Genomic DNA, 21,856 nt, shown 5'->3' with positions numbered 1-21,856 from the left:
GTCAGTGCGCGGCGATGGGCGCGGATGTTGCGCCTGTGAGCCGCACCAGATCGGCTGGTGCGAGTTCGATTTCCAGTCCGCGGCGACCCCCGCTGCACAGAATCGTCTCGAAATCGAGAGCCGAGACGTCGATCGCGGTGGGCAGGGGCTTGCGTTGGCCGAGAGGCGAGATACCGCCGAAGACGTATCCGGAGGAGCGCTCGGCGGCAGCCCTGTCGGCCATCGTGATCTTTCTGGTGGACAGAGCGGCGGCCGCGGCCTTGAGCGAGAGCATGGCCGTCACCGGGACGATCGCCACCGCAAGCGAGCGATCTGCTCGTTCGACGACGAGCGTCTTGAAGACCTGGTCGGGCCGAACGCCGAGCCGCTCGACGAGGATCTGTGCCGCCTCCTCGCCGTAGGACTGCGCCCGAGCATCGTGGTCGTACGAATGCACGGTGTGCGCCACCTTCCGTGCGATGAGCAGCGCGAGAGCGGGTGTGGACGCAGCCATTCACCGGACTCTAGCGACCGCGCGGGAACACCGCGGCACGACGGTGTGTTGTGCAACAACAGATACGGATGCAGGCGGAAGGAAAGACGAATGGCAGTGCTGACCGCGGGACGTCCCCTCGCGTTGAAGGGGGTGATCTCTTCGCAGAAGTCGACTTCGGGCGCGGTAGCCTGGGCGGTGGAAGCTATCGAAGGGATCAGCGTGACAGAAGCCAGCAATCCCGTCGCTGACGTGGACGACGAGAAGGCGATCGCGGAGCGCAGGGCTGCCGAGACCGAGGCACAGTTGACCGAGCGCTTCGAGCGCGACGCGTTGCCGATGCTCGATCAGCTGTACGGCGCAGCTCTGCGAATGACGCGCAACCCCGCCGACGCCGAGGATCTGGTTCAGGAGACGTTCGTGAAGGCCTACTCGGCTTTCCGGTCGTTCCGTGAGGGCACGAACCTCAAGGCGTGGCTGTACCGAATTCTCACCAACACCTACATCAACTCCTACCGCAAGAAGCAGCGTCAGCCCGCGCAGTACCCGACCGACGAGATCAGTGACTGGCAGCTCGCCGCCACCGCCGAACACACGTCCACGGGGCTGCGTTCGGCCGAGGTCGAGGCCCTGGACGCGCTGCCGGACGACGACATCAAAGCCGCGCTGCAGTCTCTTCCCGAAGAGTTTCGAATGGCTGTGTACTACGCCGACGTCGAGGGGTTCCCGTACAAGGAGATCGCCGAGATCATGGGCACTCCCATCGGGACGGTGATGTCGCGTCTGCACCGCGGACGCAAGCAACTGCGGGGCCTGCTGGCAGGGGTTGCGCGGGAGCGTGGTTTCAACCGGGACGGCGCAGTCGATCGGCACGAGCAGGAGGTAGTCCAGTGACGGGCACCGGAAGGATCGACGACGGCGACGCACAGTTCGAACGCCTCGACTGCTCGGCCGTGATCGCGGACGTGTGGGTGATGCTCGACAACGAATGCGACGAAGCGAGCCGATCCCGTCTGCAGAAGCACATCGACGAATGCGGATCCTGCTTCGAGGCCTACGGAATCGAAGAGAAGGTCAAGCGGCTGATCTCACGCAAATGCGGGGGAGACCAAGCGCCGGCCGGGCTGCGCGAACGGCTCAGCGTCGAGATTCGACGGACCGTGCTGATTCGCCAGACCGACTCCGAGTAGTCGCAGGTCGCACAACGACGAGGGGCCGAGAAGCAATCGCTTCTCGGCCCCTCGCGGCTTGTGGCAAACCGTCAGCTGTTCGGACGTTTGCCGTGGTTGGCCTTGTTGCCCTTACGAGCACGCTTCTTACGTCCACGCTTTCCCACGATGGGCTCCTCTCGTTTGTTCACTACAGTCTCCCACGTGTGATTGGCTTACTGTGACTGGCCTGGTCTCCGATGGGTGGCCGGCGCAGTTCGTGGTGACGTGAGAGAGGGGTTCGCCGGTGTCCGAGGACGTTCGTGCGGAGATGGTGTCCACGGTATTTCAGGTGGTCGTGGCCCGAGGCGACGCCGTCGAGGTCGGTGACACCCTCGTGATCCTGGAATCGATGAAGATGGAAATTCCCGTGCTGGCCGAGACCGCAGGGACGGTCACGTCGGTGGACGTCGCGGTCGGCGACGTCATCCAGCAGGGCGACCTCATCGCCGTCGTGTCCTGAGCATCGGTCCCGTGAGATCCCGTGTCGACCCTCAGTGACCTTCTGGCCGAACACACCGACCTCCGCGGCGTCGCGGTCGACCATCTTCAGCGCGTCGTAGGCGAGTGGCAGCTGCTGGCCGACCTCTCGTTCGCCGACGTGCTGCTGTGGGTCGGCACCGACGACGTGTCCAGTGGGACTGCCGACGTGCTCTGTGTGGCCCAGTGCCGGCCGACAACCGCGCCCACGGTCTTCACTCACGACATCGTGGGAACGACGATCTCCGAATCCGAGCACCCCGACGTGATGGTCGCGCTGCAGCAGCGGGAGATCGTGCACGGAGGAGTCGTGACGCGGACCGAGAGCATTCCGGTGCGCTGCGGAGAGCACGTCATCGCGGTGCTGACCCGCGACACCAATCCCGCGCAGCTTCGACCGCCGAGTGCCCTCGAGGTCGCTTATCGGGAATGTGCCGACGACCTGTGTCTGATGATCAGTGAAGGGACGTTTCCCACCCCGGAGGAGCGCACCGATGTGAACTCGTCCCCCCGCGCAGGCGACGGATTCATCCGCGTCGATACCGAGGGGCGGGTGGACTACGCCAGTCCCAACGCACTCTCGGCATACCACCGGATGGGATTGACGACGGAGTTGTCCGGTCGAGATCTGGCGTCGGTCACGCGGTCTCTGGTCACCGACCCGTTCGACTCGCAGGAGGTGGCCGATCACATCCGATCGTCGCTCAGTGGCAACGTGGGCCACCGGATGGAAGTCGATGCGCGCGGTGCCACCGTTCTCGTGCGCACGCTGGCTCTGCAGCCCCGGGGGAGGTCTGCCGGTGCGGCCGTGTTGATCCGCGATGTCACCGAAGTGAAGCGACGCGATCGTGCTCTGCTCAGCAAGGACGCGACCATCCGGGAGATCCATCATCGGGTGAAGAACAACCTGCAGACGGTGGCTGCGTTGCTCCGGCTGCAGTCTCGGCGACTCGAGAACGAGGAAGCGCGCACGGCGTTGTCCGAGTCGGTCCGTCGGGTGACATCCATTGCACTCGTGCACGAAATGTTGTCGATGTCGGTGGACGAAGAAGTGGACCTCGACGAGATCGTCGATCGTCTGGTGCCGATCATGCTGGACATCGCGACGGTCAATCCGAAAGTTCGAGTGGTGCGCGAGGGCAAACTCGGAGTCTTCTCGGCCGAACGGGCGACGCCCCTGGTGATGGTGCTCACCGAGCTGGTGCAGAACGCGATGGAACATGGATTCGACGCCGGGTCGGCCGGTGTCGTCCGAATCGGAGCCGACCGGTCCGCGAAGTGGCTGGACGTGGTCATCCACGACGACGGGCGCGGGTTGCCCACCGGGTTCTCCCTGGAACGCTCGGACGGTCTCGGCTTACAGATCGTGCGCACGCTGGTCTCGGTGGAACTGAACGGATCGCTGGGTCTGCATCCTGCGGCGGGCGGGGGAACCGACGCGCTGTTGAGGGTTCCTCTGGGACGGCGTGTGCCGAGGCCCTGATGCACGTTCGGTGAACAGTGCGTAACGCGCTCTTCGCGGTACGCAGACGGCCCGTGGAACGCAGAAGGCCCGGTGTCCGCTGTGGCGGATACCGGGCCTTGCCGATTGCTGGTTGCGCGTCCTAGACGGAGCTACGTGCGCGCGTACGTGCGTTGCGTCGCTTGAGTGCACGGCGCTCGTCTTCACTCATTGCGCCCCATACTCCTGCGTCCTGGCCGGATTCGAGTGCCCAGGACAGGCATTCAGCGGTGACGGGGCACCGAGTACAGACGACTTTGGCATCGGCGATCTGCGCGAGCGCCGGACCACTGTTTCCCACCGGGAAAAATAGTTCCGGATCTTCATCGCGACAAATAGCCTTGTGGCGCCAGTCCATCCTCTGCTCCTTACCGGGCGCCGAAGCGCCGTTTCGTTTCTCTTCTGTTCACGAGTGGGTAACCAATGTTTCCGCACTGTTGCTTGTGAATGCTTTCACGAACTCAGGTGAAGTCAAGGGGTACGCGCGTGACCGTGGTCAAGCTCACTCTGTTAGGCTCGCTTTAGCCTTCTGCGCTCCTTTGTACCCCGAGTGAACAGATTTCGCTCGTGATTTCGCGAGAACAACGCTGTGTGCAGCCCCATATGCCCAGGGACAAGCCCTCTCAGCGGCTCGGCGCAACCACTTCCAGCGCGTCGGGAGTCGAGAAGAACTCGGCCTCGGTGCGTTCACCCAGGTAGTCCCCGTCCATCTGCAAGCCGACCGGCTCCGCGGAGGAAATTCGGACACTCGGTACATCGTCGATCCGAATCAGCTTGCGGGACTTCGGTTCTGCCCCCTTCGCGAGCAACTGGCGAGACACCCGCAACGTTGGGAACAGAGCAGTGGAGCGCATACCGAACACGCCCAGACCCGAATCGAAGCCGGTACCCGGATTCGTGTGCACCGGCCGCTCGTTCAGATACGTCCACGGACTCGAGTTCGACACGAATGCATAGTGGACACCCTCGAACGGATCCTGCCCGGGGACCTCGACCGTCAAACGAGCAGGCCGTCGCTTGTGCTTGAAGAACTCCTGCACCGCCGACCTCAGGTAACGCGTCGCAGAGACCGGCTTGCCGTCCTTGCGACTGGCATCGATGGCCCGACACACATCCGCATCGAGTCCCATACCCGCATTGAACGTGAACCAGCGATTGCCGGAATGCCCCAACCCGATCGTCCGCCGTGCCCGCGCATCGAGCAGACCGATCAACTGATTCGTCGCCGCCACCGGATCCGCCTCGATCCCCAGCGACCGCGCGAACACATTCGCACTACCGCCCGGAACGACCGCGAGCGGCGGAATCGCACCGATCGTCACCGCCTGCATCGACGTCGGCAACGGCACCCCGAGCAAACCGTTGATCACCTCGTTGACCGTCCCGTCACCACCGTGAACGATCACCAGACCCATCCCGTCCTCACGGGCACCCCGAGCAAGCTCCGACGCATGATCCCGATGAGTCGTCTGCGCAACCGTCACCCGCACCCGACTCGACAACGCATGAGCCAACAGATCACGAGCCGCAGCCGTCGTAGAAGTCGCATTGGGATTGACGATCAGCAGCGCACGCACGAGCACTGACACTAACCGGGTCGTTCCGCAGGCTCCACTCCGGTCACCTGGGTCGTTCCGCCGGCTCCACTCCGGTCACCTGGGTCGTTCCGCCGGCTCCACTCCGGTCACCTGGGTCGTTCCGCCGGCTCCACTCCGGTCACCTGGGTCGTTCCGCCGGCTCCACTCCCGGCCATGGGTCGTTCCGCCGGCTCCACTCCCGGCCATGGGTCGTTCCGCCGGCTCCACTCCCGGTTGCCTAGGCTGGACGCGTGTCCACCTCACCCGAGAACCTCACCCCTCCGGCTACGTTCAGATCCGCCGGGGCGCTCGTCGCAGCGCAGGGCTTGGCGTCGTTGGTGGCCGCGATAGTCCTACTCGTCCGAGCGTTCTCCGGAGAAGGGGACAACGCCGTGGCCAACGGCTACGGCACCGCGGGGTGGTTCGGCGTCCTCGGTATCGGAGTGGGGGCGGCGGGCGTCGCCCTGATCCTCGGAAAGCGGTGGGGACGGTCCATCGCCACCGTCGTACAGCTGCTGCTGCTCCCCGTCGTGTGGTCGCTGTTGACCGGATCGCATCAGACCGTCTACGGCGTCGCCCTCGGAGCAGTGGTCGTCGGCGTACTCGTGTTGCTGTTCAGCCCGCCGTCCTCCCGGTGGATGGCCGCCGAATACAGCGACGTCGACGACGAGCTCCGTTGAGATAGTCGTTCAACGCGCCCGGGTGGCCAGCTCTGCCAACGCGTCCTCGGTCAGGCGGAACGTGGTCCACTCGTCCTGTGGCTCAGCACCGAGCGATCGGTAGAAGCCGATCGACGGGGTGTTCCAGTCCAGCACCGACCAGGCCAATCGCGTGTATTGCCGATCTACGCACTCGGCGGCCAACGCGGCGAGCAATGCAGTTCCGAAGCCTTCTCCCCGCGCGGCGGGCTGCACGTAGAGGTCCTCCAGATAGATCCCGTTCACACCGTCCCAAGTGGAGAAGTTCAAGAACCACAGCGCGCATCCCGCCACCGTGCCCTCGTGCTCGGCGACGTGTGCGAACACCGACGGCTGCGCTCCGAACAGCGCAGAGCGAAGCTGCTCGTCTCGAACGGTGCACAGCGAGGACGACTTCTCGTACGCGGCGAGTTCGTGCACGAGAGCGGTGATGGCGGGAACATCGGCCTCGGCGGCGCGGCGAATCATTCGGGGTTTCCTTTCGGTGCCGTGGCGGCGGTGAGAATCGACGGGTGCACGTTGTGCGCCACGAGCTGGCGAAACGAATGCTCGAAGCCGAGCACCGAATACGCGGCGGGCGAGAGTGCGAAGCGTTTGCCCTCGGTGATGGGTGCCTCGGTCCAGCCGGCGATCAGTGCCCGCGAGAAGTGGCCGTGGCCGACCAACACGACGTCGTGGCCGCTCAACAACGGTAGGACGACCGAGAGCACCAGCTCGACGCGCACGGCGATGTCGCCGATGGACTCACCGCCCGGGCACGGATGCGTCCAGACGGTCCAGTGCGGCACCGTCTCGTGGATCTGCGTCGACGTGATGCCCTCGTAGTCGCCGTAGTCCCACTCCGACAACGCATCCCACGTTCGATCGACCTGCAGGCCTGCGAGCTCGGCGGTTCTGCGAGCGCGCTCTCGCGGGCTCGTGATCACCAGGGGATCGCGCAGCTTCAGTAGTCGGAGGAGTGATCCGGCCTCGACGGCCTGTTGCTCGCCGGTGCTCGTGAGGGAGACGTCGGTGTTGCCGGTGTGTTTGCCGGCCAGCGCCCATTCGGTCTCGCCGTGCCGAAGTAGAACGACTCTGCCGGCCTCGCCGCCGCCGTGTGTGGTCATGCAACGATCATGCCTGCCCGCAGGATGTGGCTCTTGTCATAGGTGGCCTGCGGATGTGTCCGATTTGTCGATTGAGTACGGACCTACCGGCCGGTTACTCTCGTTTCGATTCTTCACTTTCTCGGGCGACACAGGTCTGCCCGTCGTGCCTCACAGCTCCTTCTCATCGCCTGGAGAACCATGACCGACCTGCACAAGCCCGCGTCGCCCGATGCTCCGGAGAAGCTCGACGGTGCGTTGTTGAAGATCGCCGGGGTCGTCGTCCTCGGGGCCATCATGTCGATTCTGGACGTCACCGTCGTCAGCGTCGCGCTCCGGACGTTCACCGACGTCTTCGACACCACCTACGCCAACGCCGCCTGGACGATGACGGGTTACACGCTCGCCCTGGCCACCGTCATACCCCTGACCGGGTGGGCTGCCGATCGGCTCGGAACCAAGCGCCTCTACATCACCGCGCTGGTGCTGTTCGTCCTCGGTTCGGTGCTGTGCAGCTTCGCCTGGGACATCACCTCGCTCATCTTCTTCCGAGTGCTGCAGGGACTCGGCGGCGGCATGCTGATGCCGCTGGGCATGACGATCATGACGCGCGCCGCAGGCCCCGAGCGGATCGGGCGCGTGATGGCCGTGTTGGGCGTCCCGATGCTCATCGGGCCCATCGCAGGACCCATCCTCGGCGGCTGGCTGATCGAGGCGGCGAGCTGGCACTGGATCTTCCTCATCAACCTGCCCATCGGTATCTTCGCCCTGATCGCGGCCGTGGTGATCTTCCCCAAGGACAACCCGACCCCGTCCGAGTCCTTCGACTTCCGCGGAATGCTGATGCTCTCGCCCGGCCTCGCTCTGTTCCTCTACGGCGCGTCCTCCGTCGTCGAAACCGAAACCGTTCTCGCGGTCAAGGTCCTGGTCCCGGTCATCGTCGGGCTCGTGTTGATCGTCCTGTTCGTCTTCCATGCCCTGCGCGTGCAGCATCCGTTGATCGATCTACGGCTGTTCGGGAACAGATCGCTCACCGTGGCCGTGATCACCACGACGTTCTTCATGGTCGCCTTCATGGGCGCGGGTCTGCTGTTCCCCAGCTATTTCCTGCTTCGCGGTGAAACGACGTTGACGGCCGGGCTGCTGCTGGCACCGCAGGGCATCGGCGCGATGATCGCGATGCCGATCGCCGGAGTGATCGCGGACAAGTTCGGTCCCGGCAGGATCGTGCTGGTGGGCATGGTGCTCATCACCGCAGGAATGGCGGTGTTCACGCAGGTCGGCACCGACACCTCCTACACCCTGCTCATCGGCGCACTGTTCGTCATGGGGCTCGGCCTCGGTTCGACGATGATGCCCATCATGACGGCCGCCCTGCAGACGCTGACCGACGACACGGTTGCACGCGGCTCGACCTTGATGAACATCGTTCAGCAAGCGGCCGGCTCGATAGGTACCGCGTTGATGTCGGTGGTGCTGACCGCTCAGCAGAAGCCCGCATCGACTGCGACCAGCCAGGTCGAGGCCTTCGACATCTCGGCCAGGGCGTTCGGCACCACCTTCATGGTCGCGTTGGTTCTGATCCTCGTGACGTTCGTTCCCGCGTTCTTCCTGCCCAGGACGAAGCACGTGACCGAGCGAGCCGCGGCACCGATCGCGCTGCACTAGACGCGCCCGAGAGATGCCGAACCCTCGCTCATCGGCTCGATGTAAGCAAGGATCAGGGCCGTGACGACAATTCTCGCGGTAGCGAATCAGAAGGGCGGCGTCGCCAAGACCACCACGGTGGCTTCGCTCGCGGCTGCGTTGCATGCTCTCGATCGACGAGTCCTGGTGGTCGACCTCGACCCACAGGGCTGTCTGACGTTCTCCCTCGGACACAACCCGGACAAGCTCGATTCCTCGGTCCACGAAGTGCTGACCGGGGATGCGAAGGTCGAGGACGTACTGATCGAGACTGCGGAAGGAATCGTGCTGCTGCCGGCGACGATCGATCTCGCCGGAGCGGAAGCGTTGCTGCTGATGCGTGCGGGTCGCGAATTCGCACTCAAGCGGGCGCTCGCACCGATCCTCGAGGATTTCGATGTCGTCGTCATCGACTGTCCGCCGTCGCTGGGAGTGCTGACCCTCAACGGCCTCACCGCCGCACAGTCGGTGTTGGTGCCCCTGCAGTGCGAGACTCTCGCGCATCGCGGGGTCGGGCAGTTGTTGCGAACGGTGTCCGAGGTACAGCAGATCACCAACCCCGACCTGGCGCTGCTCGGGGCTCTTCCCACACTGTTCGATGCCCGCACCACGCACAGCAGGGACGTGCTCGGCGATGTCTCGGACCGCTATTCGTTGCCGGTGCTCGCGCCGCCGATTCCGCGGACCGTACGCTTCGCCGAAGCCAGTGCATCGGGCGCGACCGTACTCTCGGGCCGAAAGAACAAGGGCGCGCAGGCCTATCGAGAACTCGCCGAGAATCTGCTGGCGTACTGGGACGGCGAAGCCGATCTGAAGACCTACGATCCGGCGGGGTAGAACGAAGCCCGTGCGAGCGAGTCAGCCGAGAGCGACCACGTCGGAACCGCGTTGCTCGACGACCACATCGCCGATCACCGCCATCTGAATCGGGCCGTCGTAATCGCCTCGATCGACTGGAATGTCGGCCGTCGCGTTACCGGTGGACAGATCGACCACCGAGATGCCGTCGGGTACGGGTACGAGAAGTCGGCCGGCCATGACCGCCCCACTCCCGAGGGCTCCGGGGACGGTCCACAGAGGACCGAGGTTGTCGGCGTCGAACGCAAGGATTCCCGCGCCGGTGAACCAGGTGAGCACCGAACCTGCTTTCGTCGCAGGGAAATTCGGGGAGTCCAGGGTTGGGGAAGAGCCGGCCGGGAGAGGGAATTCGGATACTCTCGCGGCCGCGTCGTCGAAGAGTCCCACCCGGTCGGGTGCGCCGTTCGCCGCTGGGATGTACAGCGCCACAATGCCGCCCGTGATCGCGATGATCCGTCCGGCAGTCGGTGCGTCGGATTCGGGAACGAGTTCCGGCACCACCGTCGACCCGTACTCCTCGGGTTCACTGGCGTCCTTGGGCGCGGGATTGATCAGCGACAATCGGGCGGCGGCCTCGCCGGGGCATTGTTCGAGTACGGCCGTACGTGAGTTCGTCGACGCCGAGGACAGCAGTGTGCATCCGGTTCTCGGCTGACTACCGGGATTGACCGGGGCATCGACTCGACCGTATTCGAGGGTGCGCACCAGGTCCGACCGCCACAGCTCCATGCGGGTCTCGCCCCTCGATGTCACGTAGGTGCCGTCGGAGGACAGGCGGACCGCATCGTCGGCATCGGATGTGCGCTGTGCCTTGCGTTCTCCGGTGGGCCCGTCGAGCTCGGTCACCTGAGAGCAGCCGCGGTCGTCGCGGTAGACCGTCACCGCTGTGTTCCACGACGCGACCACCGAGCAGAGCGGGAGATCGCGTGTGTACGACCAGGATTGCTCACCCGAGCGTGGATCGCGGCCCAGGACGGAGCCCCCGTCCGCAGTCACCACCGTGGATCCGGTGACGACAGGGAGGGGAGTTCGCGTCGAATCCGTCGCTGCGCTCGGCGCGCGCCACAATTCGGTGAGCGCCGTGGGCACCGCGGTCGCGGGCTCGGCCTGAGGCAGTGGCTCCTCGGCCGTTATCGATGCAGTCCCGCGAGCATCACCGGTGAACCACGCGATGCTCGCGGCAACCACCACCACCACTGCGATGACGGCGGCGACGACGAGGTCGGTTCTCGTCCGACGTTCTGGAGCCAGCACGGCGGGAGATTACTCCGATGCGCTCGCAGTCGACGGTCCGGCATCGGCGGACGACCCACTGGGGCGACGACGCCTGCGGCGGCGCGGAGCAGTCTTGGTGACCGTGTCCGCGGACGACGCGTCCGACGTATCCGATCGTTCGGCAACCGAATCCGCGGTAGATGCGGAATCGGCCTGCGCACCGGAGGTTGCGGCGGCGTTGTCGCCGTCCTGCCCTGCGCGGGTGCGCCTGCGACTGCGCGAGCGGCGGGGCTTGCTCGCCGGCGACGCGTCGGCCGCAGGCGCTGCCGTGTTCGCCTCGCCGTCTTCGTCCGCCTTCTCCGGGGCGCGCGAGGGTGCCTTGCGTACCGTGCCGGTGGCGTCGGTGGCGATACCGAGATCGGTGAACAGATGCGGCGAGCTCGAGTAGGTCTCGACCGGATCCGGCATGCCGAGATCGAGCGCCTTGTCGATCAGCTGCCAACGGGGGATGTCGTCCCAGTCGACCAGAGTGACCGCGATGCCGGTGCGTCCTGCACGGCCGGTGCGGCCGATGCGGTGCACGTAGGTCTTCTCGTCCTCGGGGCACTGGTAGTTGATGACGTGGGTGACGTCGTCGATGTCGATGCCGCGGGCTGCGACGTCGGTAGCCACCAGAACGTCGATCTTGCCCGTCCGGAACGACTTGAGGGCCTTCTCGCGCTGGACCTGGCCGAGGTCACCGTGCACGGCACCGACCGAATATCCGCGTTCGGCCAGTTCGTCGGCAACCTTCTGTGCGGTGCGTTTGGTGCGGGTGAACACCATCGTCGCGCCGCGACCTTCGGCCTTGAGGACCTTGGCGACCATCTCGACCTTGTCGAGGGCGTGGGCCCGGTAGACGTGCTGAGCAGTGCGGTCGTGGACGGCCGAGGACTCCGCCTCTTCGGCGCGGATGTGCGTCGGCTGCGTGAGGAACGTCCGGGCCAGGGTGATGATCGGCCCCGGCATCGTGGCAGAGAACAGCATCGTCTGACGCTTGTCGGGAACCATGCCGAGGATGCGTTCGATGTCGGGGAGGAACCCGAGGTCGAGCATCTCGTCGGCCTCGTCGAGAACCAGGACGCCGACCTTGCCGAGGATCAGGTGGTTCTGCTTGGCGAGGTCGAGCAGTCGGCCCGGGGTGCCGACGACGACGTCGACGCCGTTCTGCAACGCGCTGATCTGCGCCTCGTACGGACGGCCGCCGTAGATGGAGAGCACCTTGACGGGGCCGTTCGCGCCGCTGAGGTACTTGGACGCGTTCTCGAGGTCGGAGCTGACCTGAACGCACAGTTCACGCGTCGGCACGATCACCAGGGCGCGGGGAGTGCCGTCGAGCGGGGAGGTGCCGGAGTTGTCCGTGGCGAGTCGGTGCAGCAGGGGCACACCGAAGCCGAAGGTCTTGCCCATTCCGGTACGTGCCTGACCGATGAGGTCGTCGCCCGCGATGGCGAGCGGCAGCGTCAACTCCTGGATGGCGAACGTGCGCTCGATTCCCATCTCGGAGAGCGCACGAACGATGGTGGGATCCACGTTCAGCTCGGCGAAAGTGGGAGGCACGTGCGTGTCGTCCAGCTGCGCCGACAGCGTGTTGTCGCCGGTGTCGGACTCTTGGTCGATGACTATCTTGCTCAGGGGACTGGCCTTCCTCGTGGTCGAACGTGCGCACGAGGAAGGGCATAGGCCTATTGCCGGCCGAAGTCGATGCCCTCGATCCGATGTGATGTCGCCGTCAGCCTCAGCGCGGCCGCGAACTGCGATGTCCGCTGCGGCGAAGCTGTCGAGGCGACCCGGATCAGGTGCGCACACATTATCGATGACCGTCGCGTGCTTCTTCGGTCCGTTTCATCGGTCCGCGAGCGACGATCGAGCACCATGGTAGCTTGCCGAACGGAATTCTCCATTGTCGGCAGGTCACGACAGGTCCGGCGCGCGCCGCGACGAGGCGTCGGGCACCGGACTACGATTGCCACATGGGAGCCCATTCGTCGGAGCCGTCGTCCGCAGATTCACCCACCACGCTCGTCGAGTCGGGCCGAGTCGAGCCGGCGATCGCCCACGATCACCCCGGTATTCCGGATCTGTTCGCGGTGCTCGCATACGGCGAGATCTCTGCGTTCTATCGACTGGCGGATGACGCTCGAATGGCTCCGTCCATGGAGGGTCGCGTCGCGCTGGCGAGCATGGCGGCCGCCGAGATGAGCCACTTCGAGACGCTGCAGAGAGCCTTGTCGGACCGCGGTCTCGACGTCTATGCCTCGATGGATCCGTTCGTTCGCGCTCTGGACGAGTACCACGAGTCGACGACTCCCTCGACGTGGTTGGAGTCGTTGGTCAAGGCGTACGTGGGTGACGGCATCGCGGCCGATTTCTACCGGCAGATCGCGCACAGTCTCGACCCCGAGGTTGCCGAGATCGTTCGCGACGTGCTCGCCGAGACCGGACACTCGGAGTTCGTGGTGCACGAGGTGTCCGACCGGGTTCGTGCGAGCACTCAGGACAAGGCACGACTGATGCTGTGGGGTCGTCGTCTGCTCGGTGAAGCCATCACCCAGGCGCAGTTCGTGCTCGCTCGCCGCGAGTCGCTGACCGATCTCGTCATCACCGCGTCGGGAGACCTCAACGGCGTCGTCGCACTGTTCGATCGCATGCAGGAACAGCACGCGGAACGGATGTCCTCACTCGGCCTGGACTGACCACTGTGGTCGGTGTTCGCCGACAGCACAGGGCGGTGTTCGCTGACAGCACAGGGCGTCGGGCGTCTGGGGCGACGCCGCTGCACTAGCCTGGCGTGAGCAGAGTTGTCGAGAGTTCGGAGGTTGACCGTGGAGGTCAAGATCGGTGTTTCGGAGAGTTCCCGTGAGCTAGTCGTGAACAGCACGCAGTCCCCGGCCGAGGTCGAAGCGCTCGTATCGACCGCCTTCGCCGGTAAGGACGGAGTGCTGTCGTTGGAGGACGAGAAGGGACGCAAGTTCTTGATTCAGGCTTCCAAGGTGTCGTACGTCGAGATCGGCCCGTCCGATGCTCGGAAGGTCGGATTCGCGACCGCCTGAGACTGCGCGGAACGCACGACACGCCCCTCACTCGTATCGAGTGAGGGGCGTGTTGCGTTCGTTGGTCCGGATCTACGGTGCCTGCAGGGGAACGTGCGACAGACCGCCCCAGGCCAGCGACACCGTGGTGTCGACGGCGTCTTCCTTGGAAATCGGCCGGTCGGCTTCGAGCCAGTACCGAGCGGTGAATTGGCTGGCACCGACCAGGCCGACAGCCAGTACGCGGGCCCGGTAGGGATCGAGTCCGGAGTCGTGGGCAACCAGGTCGAAGACGGCGTCGACACACGCTTCGGTTGCCTGCTCGACGCGCGCGTTGACCTGCGGGTCGCCCATCAGATCGGACTCGAAGACCAGGCGGAATCCCTGTGTGTCGGTGTCGACGAAATCGTAGAACGCCAGCACTGCGGCTCGAACGCGCTGACGATTGTCCGTGGTCGAGCGCAGGGCCTGACGCACTCCCGCGATCAGGGTATCGACGTAGCTCTGCAGCACCGCCAGATACAGCTCCAGTTTTCCGGGGAAGTGTTGGTACAGGACAGGCTTGCTCACGCCCGCGCATTCGGCGATCTCGTCCATTCCGGATGCGTGATATCCGCGGGTCACGAATATTTCGCTCGCGGCAGCGAGCAGTTGCGCCCGACGGGCATCGCGCGGCAGCCGTGCGCTGCGGCGATTGCCGGTGGTGGCCGGCCGGTCGGAAGACCGCCGGTCATCGAGATCTGTCATCAATTCTGTTCCCATCCGCGTCGACAGCTGCGCTCGTCTTGGTTCGACAACGAACGGTCCGGCATGAACTTCCGGCGGGTGGCCGTCGGTTCGGACCGCTCGTAGCGCAGATCACGGGCAACGATACTCGTGGCCGCCTGCACTCACGGGATCCTGGGGGACCGTTGCCGAAAGTGAGCAATACCGGATCACGTCGAGCGGTTTGTTCGTACCATGTTTTCGTACCTGAAACCCGATAGTTCCGTTCCCTGTATCGGCGTGCCGAGCAGCGAGCGGTGAGGATTGTGAGATCGTGATCGAGTGACTGACCGAGGCGGGCCGCGGATCCGCGGTGGTGTGCAGTCGGGCGGCGTCGACGAGAGTGACGACGATCGGTCGGACGACTTCCCACGCACCGTGGGAAGTCGCGGGTCGCATCAACCGCTCCGGGCGCAGTGGGACCCGACGCAACGCGAGGTCAAGCAACGCAGTCGTCGTCCGGATCGCGACATCAGGAAGCAGAGCAAGCTCGGAAAGTTCGCGTCCACGTACGGCTGGCGGGCGTACGCGGTTCCGATCCTGATCGTGGTGACCGCGCTCGTCGTGTTCGATGCCGTGCGTACCGGTGACCCCGTCACCGGCTCTGCAGCGCAGTCCACCAACGCCGATCCTGGATTCGGCACCTTGAGTTCGGATACCACGTCGGGCACCGGAATAATCGGTGTGCCGCCGCAGGCCGACGGTAACTTCGCGGCGTCGATCTCATCGGGTGAACTACCCGACGGTGGTCCGTTCGCGGTGCAGGGAGCCGGAACCTGGCGAACCGTGCCGGGCACTACCGAGCAGGTGGGTCAGGGGACCGAGCGGGTGTTCACCTACACGGTCGAGGTCGAGGACGGCGTGGACACCGTTGGATTCGGCGGCGACGAGTCGTTCGGCCGTCTCGTGGATCAGACGCTCGCCAACCCGAAGAGTTGGACCAACGATCCACGGTTCGGATTTCGGCGAATCGATCAGGGCGACCCCGACTTCAGGATCTCGCTGACGTCGCAATTGTCGATCCGACAGGCCTGTGGCTACGACATCCAGCTCGAGGTGTCCTGCTACAACCCCGGCATCGAGCGAGTGGTGTTGAACGAGCCGAGATGGGTGCGCGGGGCGATCTCGTTCCAGGGCGACATCGGCTCGTACCGCCAGTACCAGATCAATCACGAGGTCGGCCACGCGATCGGTTACCAGCAGCACCAACCGTGCGAGACCGACGGCGGGCTCGCACCGGTGATGATGCAGCAGACCTTCGGGACGTCCAACGACGACATCGCGCGACTTGACCCTGCGGGCGTCGTCCCCATGGACGGCAAGACGTGCCGATTCAATCCGTGGCCATACCCGCGAGGCTGATCGGCTGCGTTCAGGACAGGCCGGGGGATTAGATTCGAACGTGGCGCGCCGGGTAACCGGTCGCCGTGTCGAGTCGAGGAGCGTCGCTGCGTCGTGGTCCATCTACCCCCGCTGGTCGAACCCGCAGGCGAACTGACGCCCGAGGACGTCGCCCGGTACAGCAGGCACCTGATCATCCCCAGCGTGGGAACCGACGGTCAGAAGCGACTGCGTAACGCGCGCGTGCTCGTCGTCGGTGCCGGGGGACTCGGCTCACCCGCACTGCTGTACCTCGCAGCCGCCGGCGTCGGGACTCTGGGCATCGTGGAATTCGACGATGTCGAACTGTCGAACCTGCAACGGCAGATCATCCACGGCCGGTCCGACGTGGGTCGTCCGAAGGCCGACAGCGCCAGGGACTCGATTCTCGAACTCAACGACGGCGTCGAGGTGGCGCTGCACCGTGTTCGACTCGACTCGTCGAACGCGCTCGAGCTCTTTCGGCAGTACGACCTCGTGCTGGACGGGACCGACAACTTCGCCACCCGATACCTGGTCAACGACGCGGCCGCGCTGGTCGGAATCCCGTACGTCTGGGGCTCGATCTACCGGTTCGAGGGGCAGGTGTCGGTGTTCTGGGATCAGGCCCCCGGCGACGCGGGAATCAACTACCGCGACCTCTACCCCGAGGCTCCGCCGCCGGGCATGGTGCCCTCGTGTGCCGAAGGTGGGGTGCTGGGGGTGCTGTGCGCGTCCATCGGGTCGGTCATGGTGACCGAGGCCATCAAGCTGATCACCGGAATCGGCGAGACGTTGCTGGGTCGATTGATGATCTACGACGCGCTGGCGATGAGCTATCGAACCGTGGGTCTGACTCGGGACCCGCATCGAACGCCGATCACCGAGCTCATCGATTACGAGGCATTCTGCGGAGTGGTCCCGGCCACCGAATCCATCGGCGAGTCGATCACCCCGGAGGAGCTGCACGCGATGATGCAGTCCGGTCGCGAGATCGCCCTCATCGACGTGCGTGAGCCGGTGGAGTGGGACATCGTCCGTATCGCCGGTGCGCGTTCGATACCCAAGGATCGAATCCTGTCGGGCGCGGCGATGGCAGATCTACCGCAGCACGTCCCCATCGTGCTCTACTGCAAAACCGGCATCAGGTCGGCGGAGGTGCTCTCCGCTCTCGTCGGTGCCGGTTTCTCGGACGCCGCCCATCTGCACGGCGGAATAGTGGAGTGGGCCAAGCGGATCGATCCCGATTTGCCCATGTACTGATGCTGTCCGTGTGTGCGCGTCGTCCGCAGCGGCACCGCGATCGGCGGTAGCGTGGCGCTCGTGAGCTCTGTCGAACCTCCTCAGCACGTGATCTCTACGTTCGGGCTGCGCGATGTCGAGCCTGCACCTCTCGGTGCGGACTGGGACGGTGGATGGCGTCTGGGTGACGTCGTCCTGTCTCCGGTGGCAGACCATGCCCGCGCCGCGTGGTCGGCCAAGGTGCGCGAGACATTGACCGTCGACGGGGTTCGTCTCGCCCGACCCGTGCGTTCGACCGACGGCCGATACGTCGTGTCGGGCTGGCGCGCAGACACGTTCGTCGCCGGCGAACCCGAGCCCCGTCACGACGAGGTGATCTCGTTGTCGATGCGGTTGCACGCGGCGACCGCGCAACTCGAGCGACCCCGGTTTCTGGTTCAGCCTCCCGTGGCCCCGTGGGCCGACGTGGACGTGTTCGTTGCTGCCGACAGAGCCGCCTGGGAAGCGGTCCCGCTGCGCTCTGCTCGCGGCGCCGGCGCACCCGAACCGTCGTCCAGCGATGGCAAGAGCAGTTTGGAACTGGTCAAACAGCTTGCGACACTGCGCAAGCCCGTCGAGTCACCCGACCAGTTGGTACACGGTGATCTGTTCGGAACGGTGTTGTTCTCCGGTAGCGATGCCCCCGGGATCAGCGACATCACCCCGTACTGGCGTCCCGCACCCTGGGCTGCCGGAGTGGCCGTGGTGGACGCACTTTCCTGGGGTGATGCCGACGACGGTCTGGTGGGCCGCTGGGACGATCTACCGGAATGGCCGCAGATGTTGCTGCGCGCGTTGATGTTTCGTCTCGCAGTACACGCGCTTCATCCGCGATCGACGGCGGAGGCCTTCCCCGGCTTGGCGCGAACAGCAGATCTGGTGCGCCTCATTCTGTGAGTTCCACTGCGCGAGCCGGCAATTCCGCTGCGCGAGCTGGGGACTCGGAGAGTTCGTGGAACAGTGACCTGGCGGCCTGCATCGCACGGGCGGCGTCACCGGCGATGACCGCCGCCACGAGCGCGGTGTGTTCGTCGATGTAATCGTCGTCGTGCTCGACGGCATGGTGGCGCATTGCGTCGTGGATCACCGGCAGCAGCGAATCGTAGAACTCCAGATAGATGGCGTTGTGGCTGGCCGCGACGATGGCCCGGTGCAGGCGTGCGTCGATCCGAACGGCATCGGCCAGCGGGGTCGCGTCGGACCACGCCGCGTTGCGATCGGCGAGCGCGGCGAGCATGGCACGGATGTCGGCGTCGTCGCGTCGGTCGGCTGCGAGAGCCGCTGCAGTGACTTCCAGGGTTTCGCGTAGCTCGGTGACGTCGCGGTGCCGGGCGTCCGAGAAGTACTTTCCCAGGGTTCCGCCGAGGTCGGAGCACGTCATGACGAATGTGCCCGAACCCTGCCTGCGTTCGACCATGCCGGCATGAACGAGTGCCTGTACTGCTTCGCGTACGGTGTTGCGCCCGGTACCGGTCATCTCGCACAGTTCGGCTTCGGTGGGAATGCGGGTACCCACCGGCCATCGCTGCGAGGTGATCTCCGCGCGCAGCGCAGCCGTTACCTGGGAAATCAGGCTCGATCGCTGGACCTGCCGCACGTGGGCTCCTCATGCCGGGGACGTTGCAGCGTCGATAGTAATACTTTGCACCCAATGATCCGGTCATCCTATGATTGCGCGGTGAGTGCGCCCACCGTCCCCGCCGGCCGAATCGTCGGTACCCCACTCCTGCGCGGGCGAATTCTGGTCTTCTCCGCCATCGTTCTGTCCGCACTGACGCTCCGTGCGGCGGTGACCTCGATCAGCCCGCTGTTCGGCAGGATCGGCACCGACCTCGACTTCGGCACCACGGTGATCGGCATCGTCGGAATGTTGCCTCCGGCGATGTTCGCCGTGTTCGGTCTGGCAACACCGTTTCTCGCCAAGCGCACCGGTCTGGAGCGAGCCGCGTTGCTGGCCATGGCGCTGACCACCATCGGCATGGCCACCCGTGCATTCGCGCCGAACACCGCCTCGCTGCTCGCCCTGTCCGCGATCGCCCTCGCCGGAATGGGAATCGGGAACGTCGTCATCCCGCCGTTGGTCAAACGGTATTTCTCCGATCGCCTCGCTGTGGTGAGCACCATCTACATCTGCGCGATGCAGATCAGCACCATGATCCCGCCCCTGCTCGCGGTCCCCATCGCCGATGCCAACGGGTGGCGGCTCTCGATCGGCCTCTGGGCGATCGTCGGCGTTGCCGCCGCACTGCCGTGGCTCGGCGTCGTGATCTCCCGACGCAGCCGTGACGAGAAGGATGTCTCGGGCGAGGCCGGTTCGGCAGCAGTGCACACCCGGTCCGGCGGCCGGATTCATCGCTCCTCGCTGGCATGGGGAATGGTCACGATGTTCGCGATGACGTCGCTGATCACGTACTCCATGCTCACCTGGCTGCCGACGCTGTTGATCGACTCGGGTATCGGCGAAGGGTTGGCCGGTGCATCGGTCGCCGCGTTCGGTGCGATGGGGTTGATCACCTCGCTGGCCACGCCGACCCTGTGCGCCAAACTGCGCAATCCCTTCGGTCTCGTCGTGGTTGCCGCGGTGTGTTATCTCTGCGGGTTCGCGGGACTGCACTGGTCGCCTGCTGCCGGTACGGTCGTGTGGGTGTGCCTGGTCGGGCTGGGAACGATGACCTTCCCGATGTCGCTGACGCTGATCAACCTCAGGACACGAACCGCGGTGGGATCGTCCTCGCTCTCGGGATTCACTCAGGGGCTCGGTTATGTGGTGTCCTCGACCGGCCCGATTCTGTTCGGGCTGTTGCACACACAGTCCGGCGGATGGGGACTGCCGTTGGTACTGCTGACCGGATGCGTGGCGGTTCTGCTGGTCGGAGGGTTCCTGTGCTGCCGGCCGAGGATGCTCGAAGACACCTGGTGACGCATAGCGACCGTTGACGCTTCATCTCACGTCGGTGTCGGTGAGCGCGTGAGACCAAGTTAATCTTTCGCGTCACCGCACGCAGCGCCGCTGCAACATGGCTTTCCTATGTTCGGTCCACACACCGATCAGGAGGCCACACGTGACCAGCCTTTCTCGCAGCGCTTCGGCAGATGCCGGCTCAGCCACCACGGCGACGGTTCCGCCCGGAACAGTCCCCGTCTCCGTCAACCATCACATCGCGCACTGGAATTCCGAGGACGTCGAGGCCTGGGAGGCCGGCGGCAAACAGATCGCCAAGCGCAATCTGATCTGGTCGGTCATCGCCGAGCACGTCGGATTCTCCATCTGGTCGATCTGGTCGGTGATGGTGCTGTTCATGCCGTTGTCGGTCTACGGCATCGACGCGGCGGGCAAATTCTTCCTCGTCGCCGTCCCCACACTCGTCGGCGCGATCCTGCGGATTCCGTACACCTTCGCCACGGCCAAGTTCGGCGGGCGTAACTGGACCATCTTCAGCGCTCTGGTGCTCCTGATCCCCACCGTGTTGACCATGTACTTCATGCTCAACCCGGCCTCGTACACCACGTACATCATCGTTGCGGCGTTCGCCGGACTCGGCGGCGGCAACTTCGCTTCCTCGATGACCAACATCAACGCGTTCTATCCGCAACGTGAGAAGGGTTGGGCTCTCGGCTTGAACGCGGGCGGCGGCAACATCGGTGTGCCCGTCATCCAGCTCATCGGCTTGTTGGTCATCGCCACCATCGGTAACACCGCTCCCGAGATCGTGTGCGCGGTCTATCTCGTCTTCATCGCCCTCGCCGCCGTCGGTGCCGCGCTGTACATGGACAACCTGGACAATCAGAAGACGAACGGGCGCTCCATGATCGACGTATTGAAGTTCTCGGACTCGTGGTGGATCGCCTTCTTGTACATCGGCACGTTCGGATCGTTCATCGGCTTCAGCTTCGCGTTCGGCCAGGTACTGCAGATCAACTTCCTCGCCGGACTCACCGACGGCGGACCCTCGACTCCCGCTCTGCAGGCGCAGGCTTCGCTGCAGGCCGCTCAGATCGCTTTCATCGGACCGTTGCTGGGATCGCTGTCGCGTCCGTTCGGCGGCAAGCTCGCCGACAAGATCGGTGGCGGCAAGATCACTCTGTACACGTTCGTGGCCATGACGTTCGCCACCGGAGTTCTGGTCGCGGCCAGTACCTGGGACGATTCGACTCCCGGGGCGGCCAGCGGCACGGTGATGGTGCTCTTCGTCGTCGGATTCATTGCACTCTTCCTGCTCTCCGGTATCGGAAACGGCTCGGTCTACAAGATGATTCCCGCAATCTTTGCCGCGAAATCGGTTGCGCTGCAGGGTATGACGGTCGACGAGCAGCAGCACTGGTCACGCAAGATGTCCGGCGCACTCATCGGCATCGCCGGTGCGATCGGTGCTCTCGGTGGAGTCGGAATCAACCTGGTGCTGCGGGCGTCGTACTCGGGCACAGCGAAGTCGGCCACGACGGCGTTCTGGGTGTTCCTCGCCTTCTATGTCGTGTGCGCCCTCGTCACGTGGGCGATCTACCTGCGCAAGACCAACTCCGCCGATGCCGACGCTCCGGTGGCCGTCTGAGGATCCATCACCGGTGAGAACGAAACACACTGCACGGCAACGTAGATCGG

24 protein-coding genes are annotated in these 21,856 nt (G+C 65.0%); 14 read left to right on the top strand and 10 right to left on the bottom strand.

Going from position 1 to position 21,856, the window contains the following annotated elements:
• Nucleotide 1: 1 nt before the first annotated feature.
• Complete coding sequence (ybaK, locus tag AYK61_RS06970; protein ID WP_121870282.1) at nucleotides 2-493, bottom strand: Cys-tRNA(Pro) deacylase; 492 nt, start codon at nucleotides 491-493, stop codon at nucleotides 2-4.
• Nucleotides 494-583: 90 nt separating this feature from the next.
• Between ybaK and AYK61_RS06965 the strand changes: the two genes are divergently transcribed.
• Both AYK61_RS06965 and rsrA read left to right on the top strand, forming a co-directional pair.
• On the top strand, nucleotides 584-1,366 hold the full coding sequence (locus AYK61_RS06965) for a sigma-70 family RNA polymerase sigma factor (RefSeq protein WP_094642309.1): 783 nt from the start codon (nucleotides 584-586) through the stop codon (nucleotides 1,364-1,366).
• Complete coding sequence (rsrA, locus tag AYK61_RS06960; protein ID WP_374700636.1) at nucleotides 1,363-1,662, top strand: mycothiol system anti-sigma-R factor; 300 nt, start codon at nucleotides 1,363-1,365, stop codon at nucleotides 1,660-1,662. The genes AYK61_RS06965 and rsrA overlap by 4 nt, the downstream gene beginning before the upstream one ends.
• 71 nt (nucleotides 1,663-1,733) lie before the next feature.
• On the opposite strand, the gene AYK61_RS28230 is transcribed toward rsrA, so the two are convergent.
• Complete coding sequence (locus AYK61_RS28230) at nucleotides 1,734-1,808, bottom strand: 50S ribosomal protein bL37 (protein ID WP_370878772.1); 75 nt, start codon at nucleotides 1,806-1,808, stop codon at nucleotides 1,734-1,736.
• 119 nt (nucleotides 1,809-1,927) lie between these two features.
• Here AYK61_RS28230 and AYK61_RS06955 point away from each other — a divergent pair, with 119 nt between their 5' ends.
• Nucleotides 1,928-2,143 carry a biotin/lipoyl-binding carrier protein gene (locus tag AYK61_RS06955; RefSeq protein ID WP_008717734.1) on the top strand — a complete coding sequence of 72 codons (216 nt, stop codon included), beginning with the start codon at nucleotides 1,928-1,930 and terminating at the stop codon, nucleotides 2,141-2,143.
• Between the two features lie 21 nt (nucleotides 2,144-2,164).
• A complete protein-coding gene (locus tag AYK61_RS06950) occupies nucleotides 2,165-3,643 on the top strand; it encodes a sensor histidine kinase (RefSeq protein WP_121870281.1) in 1,479 nt (492 codons plus the stop codon).
• Between the two features lie 121 nt (nucleotides 3,644-3,764).
• Here AYK61_RS06950 and AYK61_RS06945 read toward each other — a convergent pair whose 3' ends face one another.
• Together AYK61_RS06945 and AYK61_RS06940 are read right to left on the bottom strand one after the other, a co-directional pair.
• Nucleotides 3,765-4,019, bottom strand: a complete 255-nt coding sequence (locus tag AYK61_RS06945) for a WhiB family transcriptional regulator (RefSeq protein WP_032366305.1) — start codon at nucleotides 4,017-4,019, stop codon at nucleotides 3,765-3,767.
• Between the two features lie 265 nt (nucleotides 4,020-4,284).
• On the bottom strand, nucleotides 4,285-5,238 hold the full coding sequence (locus AYK61_RS06940) for a diacylglycerol kinase family protein (protein WP_121872524.1): 954 nt from the start codon (nucleotides 5,236-5,238) through the stop codon (nucleotides 4,285-4,287).
• Nucleotides 5,239-5,489: 251 nt separating this feature from the next.
• Between AYK61_RS06940 and AYK61_RS06935 the strand changes: the two genes are divergently transcribed.
• The gene (locus tag AYK61_RS06935; protein WP_121870280.1) at nucleotides 5,490-5,918 is read left to right on the top strand and encodes a hypothetical protein; all 429 of its coding nucleotides are present in this window, start codon (nucleotides 5,490-5,492) and stop codon (nucleotides 5,916-5,918) included.
• A 9-nt stretch (nucleotides 5,919-5,927) separates the two neighbouring features.
• Here the strand turns inward: AYK61_RS06935 and AYK61_RS06930 are convergent, their stop codons facing one another.
• Both AYK61_RS06930 and AYK61_RS06925 read right to left on the bottom strand, forming a co-directional pair.
• Nucleotides 5,928-6,404 (bottom strand): GNAT family N-acetyltransferase, encoded by a 477-nt coding sequence (locus AYK61_RS06930; protein ID WP_121870279.1) that lies wholly within the window; start codon nucleotides 6,402-6,404, stop codon nucleotides 5,928-5,930.
• The gene (locus AYK61_RS06925) at nucleotides 6,401-7,042 is read right to left on the bottom strand and encodes an acid phosphatase (protein ID WP_121870278.1); all 642 of its coding nucleotides are present in this window, start codon (nucleotides 7,040-7,042) and stop codon (nucleotides 6,401-6,403) included. The genes AYK61_RS06930 and AYK61_RS06925 overlap by 4 nt, the downstream gene beginning before the upstream one ends.
• A gap of 180 nt (nucleotides 7,043-7,222) precedes the next feature.
• Here AYK61_RS06925 and AYK61_RS06920 point away from each other — a divergent pair, with 180 nt between their 5' ends.
• Nucleotides 7,223-8,689: a DHA2 family efflux MFS transporter permease subunit gene (locus AYK61_RS06920; protein ID WP_121870277.1), complete on the top strand. Its 1,467-nt coding sequence runs from the start codon at nucleotides 7,223-7,225 to the stop codon at nucleotides 8,687-8,689.
• A 60-nt stretch (nucleotides 8,690-8,749) separates the two neighbouring features.
• Nucleotides 8,750-9,544 (top strand): ParA family protein, encoded by a 795-nt coding sequence (locus AYK61_RS06915; RefSeq protein WP_121870276.1) that lies wholly within the window; start codon nucleotides 8,750-8,752, stop codon nucleotides 9,542-9,544.
• A gap of 21 nt (nucleotides 9,545-9,565) precedes the next feature.
• Here AYK61_RS06915 and AYK61_RS06910 read toward each other — a convergent pair whose 3' ends face one another.
• Together AYK61_RS06910 and AYK61_RS06905 are read right to left on the bottom strand one after the other, a co-directional pair.
• Complete coding sequence (locus tag AYK61_RS06910; RefSeq protein ID WP_121870275.1) at nucleotides 9,566-10,819, bottom strand: hypothetical protein; 1,254 nt, start codon at nucleotides 10,817-10,819, stop codon at nucleotides 9,566-9,568.
• A gap of 9 nt (nucleotides 10,820-10,828) precedes the next feature.
• Entirely contained in the window at nucleotides 10,829-12,379 is a 1,551-nt protein-coding gene (locus AYK61_RS06905; protein WP_259467954.1) for a DEAD/DEAH box helicase, read from the bottom strand.
• A 413-nt stretch (nucleotides 12,380-12,792) separates the two neighbouring features.
• Here AYK61_RS06905 and AYK61_RS06900 point away from each other — a divergent pair, with 413 nt between their 5' ends.
• Both AYK61_RS06900 and AYK61_RS06895 read left to right on the top strand, forming a co-directional pair.
• Entirely contained in the window at nucleotides 12,793-13,515 is a 723-nt protein-coding gene (locus tag AYK61_RS06900; RefSeq protein ID WP_121870274.1) for a ferritin-like fold-containing protein, read from the top strand.
• Nucleotides 13,516-13,644: 129 nt separating this feature from the next.
• Nucleotides 13,645-13,872: a DUF3107 domain-containing protein gene (locus AYK61_RS06895; RefSeq protein ID WP_032397679.1), complete on the top strand. Its 228-nt coding sequence runs from the start codon at nucleotides 13,645-13,647 to the stop codon at nucleotides 13,870-13,872.
• A gap of 72 nt (nucleotides 13,873-13,944) precedes the next feature.
• Here AYK61_RS06895 and AYK61_RS06890 read toward each other — a convergent pair whose 3' ends face one another.
• The gene (locus AYK61_RS06890) at nucleotides 13,945-14,598 is read right to left on the bottom strand and encodes a TetR/AcrR family transcriptional regulator (RefSeq protein WP_121872522.1); all 654 of its coding nucleotides are present in this window, start codon (nucleotides 14,596-14,598) and stop codon (nucleotides 13,945-13,947) included.
• 300 nt (nucleotides 14,599-14,898) lie between these two features.
• Between AYK61_RS06890 and AYK61_RS06885 the strand changes: the two genes are divergently transcribed.
• The 3 genes from AYK61_RS06885 to AYK61_RS06875 all read left to right on the top strand — a co-directional run bounded on the left by AYK61_RS06885 (nucleotide 14,899) and on the right by AYK61_RS06875 (nucleotide 18,153).
• Nucleotides 14,899-15,978 (top strand): DUF3152 domain-containing protein, encoded by a 1,080-nt coding sequence (locus AYK61_RS06885; RefSeq protein WP_121870273.1) that lies wholly within the window; start codon nucleotides 14,899-14,901, stop codon nucleotides 15,976-15,978.
• Between the two features lie 93 nt (nucleotides 15,979-16,071).
• Nucleotides 16,072-17,238: an adenylyltransferase/sulfurtransferase MoeZ gene (moeZ, locus tag AYK61_RS06880; RefSeq protein ID WP_121870272.1), complete on the top strand. Its 1,167-nt coding sequence runs from the start codon at nucleotides 16,072-16,074 to the stop codon at nucleotides 17,236-17,238.
• A gap of 60 nt (nucleotides 17,239-17,298) precedes the next feature.
• Complete coding sequence (locus tag AYK61_RS06875; RefSeq protein ID WP_121872521.1) at nucleotides 17,299-18,153, top strand: TIGR02569 family protein; 855 nt, start codon at nucleotides 17,299-17,301, stop codon at nucleotides 18,151-18,153.
• On the opposite strand, the gene AYK61_RS06870 is transcribed toward AYK61_RS06875, so the two are convergent.
• Nucleotides 18,143-18,853: a FadR/GntR family transcriptional regulator gene (locus AYK61_RS06870; RefSeq protein ID WP_121870271.1), complete on the bottom strand. Its 711-nt coding sequence runs from the start codon at nucleotides 18,851-18,853 to the stop codon at nucleotides 18,143-18,145. The genes AYK61_RS06875 and AYK61_RS06870 overlap by 11 nt on opposite strands.
• 81 nt (nucleotides 18,854-18,934) lie before the next feature.
• Here AYK61_RS06870 and AYK61_RS06865 point away from each other — a divergent pair, with 81 nt between their 5' ends.
• Both AYK61_RS06865 and AYK61_RS06860 read left to right on the top strand, forming a co-directional pair.
• A complete protein-coding gene (locus AYK61_RS06865) occupies nucleotides 18,935-20,176 on the top strand; it encodes an MFS transporter (protein WP_259467953.1) in 1,242 nt (413 codons plus the stop codon).
• A gap of 238 nt (nucleotides 20,177-20,414) precedes the next feature.
• On the top strand, nucleotides 20,415-21,806 hold the full coding sequence (locus AYK61_RS06860; RefSeq protein WP_121872520.1) for a NarK/NasA family nitrate transporter: 1,392 nt from the start codon (nucleotides 20,415-20,417) through the stop codon (nucleotides 21,804-21,806).
• The last annotated feature ends 50 nt before the right edge of the window (nucleotides 21,807-21,856 follow it).

Origin of the sequence: Rhodococcus sp. SBT000017 (genome assembly GCF_003688915.1) — a bacterium.
GTDB lineage: Bacteria > Actinomycetota > Actinomycetes > Mycobacteriales > Mycobacteriaceae > Rhodococcoides.
This window is presented reverse-complemented; position numbering and strand designations above follow the sequence as displayed.